This window comes from Clostridium sp., assembly GCF_032552055.1.
Taxonomy (GTDB): domain Bacteria; phylum Bacillota; class Clostridia; order Clostridiales; family Clostridiaceae; genus Clostridium.
Window position 1 is genome coordinate 1 of record NZ_JAWGSV010000299.1, and the last position, 3,610, is coordinate 3,610.

Here is a 3,610-nt window from a genome sequence, read left to right on the forward strand (position 1 = left end):
AATTATAATAGTTCTATACTTCGCCATAGGGTTCTATTATTTCTATTATTTCTGTATCATTTAAAATATTATCAAGGGAATAATCATAAATATTTAATCTTATATCTTTTTCATAAAGTTTTTTTATTATTTCTTCTTTCTCATCATCAAAAACTAAGTTTTCTCTTAAATTCTCTATAAAATTATTTAAATTATATAAGTTACATCTGCCTTCATCTACACCTATATGTTGACAAATATTATTTCGTACTTGACCTACTAAGTCACTAAAGTCACTATAATCATCTTTTTGAGAGTATTCTTTTATTTTCTCTTCATAATATCTATTTACATAAGCTTTTGCTAAATCTTCATCATTAAAGCCAAGAGCATTACCATTTGGCATAACTAGTAGATATGTATTAAATGGAATTAAGTTCATAATTACTCCTCCTTAATTTTGATTTATAATTTATTTATTCCCTTAACTCTGTAACATTATAAGATGATATTTTTAGTATTATATATGTTTCAATAAACAATTTACATTTTGTAGTATTACATAATTTTAAGTGGAAAATAATTTTAAAGTAAATTACATCAATTGAAAGCATATAGATTTTGATTTTTATATGAGTTGAGTGAATACTTTGCTAACGAACTATTATATTTATTAAATATAACTTAATAAAATGTAAAACTTTATTACAGCGTATATAATTTAGTATTATATTGAAATAAGGATAAAATAAAAATAACTAGGAAAAATCTAAAATATAGAATAGTTCCTAGTTATTTTATATTAATTTAAGATATCATTTCACTTAGCTTTTGAAGAGCATCTTCCTTATTATCAAATGAAAACTTATTTTCTTTAATGTAACTTTGATCTATTTCAGGAAGATTCCCTATAGGTTTTGAATCGGAATATACTTTTTTCTCTGATTCAATAATATTTCCACTATCATCAGTTTTAAAAATAGAAATATAACCATCTTCTTCACCTAAGTAATATTTATTTGCTTCTAAAGAATTATCAGAATTAACTTCTTCTCTAGTATAAACTAATTTTTCTTCATTCTTTTCTGAAAGTTTATATCCTTTTTTTGATAGTTCATTAGAAAGTTCTTCTAATGTAAGATTTTCTTTAAAGCCTAATTTTTCTTTAAGTTTAAGTAGTGTATCAATCATATCTACATTATCTTTAGTATTTAGAGATACAAAGATATCATCACTTAAGTAATTATTTTCTGCATATACATTTGTATTTTCATTTTCTACATTATTACTTTTACTATTAGGATTTGTTATATAATTAGTAATATAATAGCTAGCACAAAAAGTTATGGCAAGTAGTGTAACAAATGAAACTAGTAACGAAGCTTTTTGTTTTTTATTTAGGTTTTTATTGTTTGTATCTTTATTTTCTAAATTATCCATTTTTATCACTCCTTGCTAGGATTATTGACATAAATTTCAAATGTTATACTAGTTTTTTATAAAAAAATATAATAAAATGAAACTCTAATATATAATTTTTTAAATTAATACTAAGGTTTAATATATTGTTATTAAATTGTAACAAAAAAGATAAACTAATTTTGTATAATATAATAGATAATGCTATCAAATAGTTTAAGTTAATTATATAATAGGAAGGTAAAGGGAGGAATATAGATGAATGAACATGATAACGTTAGAAGACGAAATATGAGAAAGAAAAAAAATAAAAAGAAAAAAATAATATTATTTTCAATCTTGGGGGTGCTGTTATTAGCAGCGGCAATTGTAGGAGGATATTATTATTATATAAGAAGTCAAATATATGTTGAAAGTAAACCTAATCCAACAAAGGAAGTTACATATGACGAGGTAGATGGAATTACTAATGTACTTTTAATTGGAACTGATGGTAGAACATTGGATGAACCAGCTAGATCAGATTCCATAATAATTGCTACACTAGATAATAACAATAAAAAAGTTAAGTTAACTTCAATTATGAGAGATACGGTAGTAGAGATTCCTGAGTATGGAGAAGATAAGATAAATGCTGCTTTTGCTTACGGATCTATTAATGAAGATGAAAATGGTGAAATGAGAGGTGCTGAAGGTGGAGCATCCTTATTAATGGAAACTATCGAAAATAATTTCGGGTTACATCTAGATAAGTATATTATAGTTAATTTTTGGGGATTTGAAGCTATAATAGATGAAATTGGTGGAATTGAAGCAGATATTAAAGATTATGAAATAGAAGAAGTTAATAAATATATTGGAGAAGCAACAGGAGTAAACTCACCTCCAATAACTGAAACAGGATTACAAACTTTAAATGGTCAACAAGCTTTATCATATGCAAGAATTAGATATGTTGGTAATGGTAACTTTGAAAGAGGAGAAAGACAAAGTAAAGTTTTACTTCAAATAGCAACTAAGCTTAAGGAAGTTAACCCAATAAAATATGTATCTATTGCAAATGCGTTAGCAAAAGAAGTTAAGACTAATATTGATATTCCTGAAGCATTAAACTTAGCTTATACAATATATAAGCTACCAACACTTGAATTTGAACAATTACAAATTCCTCAAGCAGAATTAATTGCTAGAGATTATTATTATAAGGATAAGGGATGGTGCCTACTTATTGATTTAGAGCAACATTCACAGATTATGCATGATTTTATATTTAACAATATAACACCAAATCCAGAGGAGTTTGATTTAATATCATTAGCTAATGCTAAGGCTAGTTATGAAGATAAAGAAGCAAGATATAATGCTCTTTATAATATAAAGCCAGAAGAACATGATGATAGAAATTCAGATAATACAACAGTTACACCACCTAAAAAGGAACCAGTAACTCCAAATAATGATAACAATAATAACAACAATAATAATAGCAATAACAACAATAATAATAATAATAATAATAATGGAAGTCAAAATCCACCAGCAGAAGAAGGAAATGATAAAACACCACCGGAAAAACCAACAACACCGGATAATGGTACTACGAATGGTGATACAACTAAGCCTCAAGATAAGCCTCAAGATAAGCCTCAGACTTAACAATAGATAATTATAAGAAATATATATTAATGGCTGTCAAAAGACAGCCATTAATTAATAAATAAAAAAGACAGAGAAGCTATTAAATAGCTTTTAGAATTTAGAAAATTTATAAAAAGGAGAATTATGTTAGATTTTATTGAAAGTACATTATTATCAGTGCCTGCAGTACTAATTGCTTTTATAGTTCAAGGTTATGGAAAGGCATTAGTTGCAGATAGATTAGGAGATAAAACACCAAGATTTCAAGGAAGATTGACATTAAATCCAACGGCTCATATAGATCCAATTGGATTTTTACTTATTTTAGTATGTGGATTTGGATGGACTAAACCTGTGGAAACTAATCCAAGTGCCTATAAGAGAGGATATAAAGATTCTATAAAGGTTGCTTTAGCAGGGCCAATTGCAAATTTAATTACAGCTTTTATATTTGCCTTTGTTTCTGTGATTTGGGTTAATACAGCTTATAGAATATTTCCTTCAGTAATTGTTCGTTTATTTATTAATATATTTTATTTAGTATGCGCTATAAATATTAATTTATTTATTTTTA

Annotated in this window: 4 protein-coding genes; 2 read left to right on the plus strand and 2 right to left on the minus strand. The window is 25.8% G+C overall.

Annotated features, from left to right (window positions below):
• Nucleotides 1–13 precede the first annotated feature (13 nt).
• A complete protein-coding gene (locus tag E6248_RS14460; protein ID WP_316341487.1) occupies nucleotides 14–421 on the minus strand; it encodes a hypothetical protein in 408 nt (135 codons plus the stop codon).
• Between the two features lie 365 nt (nucleotides 422–786).
• A complete protein-coding gene (locus tag E6248_RS14465; RefSeq protein WP_316341488.1) occupies nucleotides 787–1,419 on the minus strand; it encodes a hypothetical protein in 633 nt (210 codons plus the stop codon).
• Nucleotides 1,420–1,656: 237 nt separating this feature from the next.
• Here E6248_RS14465 and E6248_RS14470 point away from each other — a divergent pair, with 237 nt between their 5' ends.
• Both E6248_RS14470 and E6248_RS14475 read left to right on the plus strand, forming a co-directional pair.
• A complete protein-coding gene (locus E6248_RS14470) occupies nucleotides 1,657–3,054 on the plus strand; it encodes an LCP family protein (RefSeq protein ID WP_316341489.1) in 1,398 nt (465 codons plus the stop codon).
• Between the two features lie 126 nt (nucleotides 3,055–3,180).
• The coding region (locus E6248_RS14475; RefSeq protein WP_316341490.1) for a site-2 protease family protein at nucleotides 3,181–3,610 on the plus strand (430 nt) is incomplete at its 3' end.

Excerpts from the sequence above, each read along its gene's own strand:
- E6248_RS14460 (WP_316341487.1), bottom strand. The coding sequence starts at position 421 with ATGAACTTAATTCCATTTAATACATATCTACTAGTTATGCCAAATGGT.
- E6248_RS14465 (WP_316341488.1), bottom strand. The coding sequence starts at position 1,419 with ATGGATAATTTAGAAAATAAAGATACAAACAATAAAAACCTAAATAAA.
- E6248_RS14470 (WP_316341489.1), top strand. The coding sequence starts at position 1,657 with ATGAATGAACATGATAACGTTAGAAGACGAAATATGAGAAAGAAAAAA.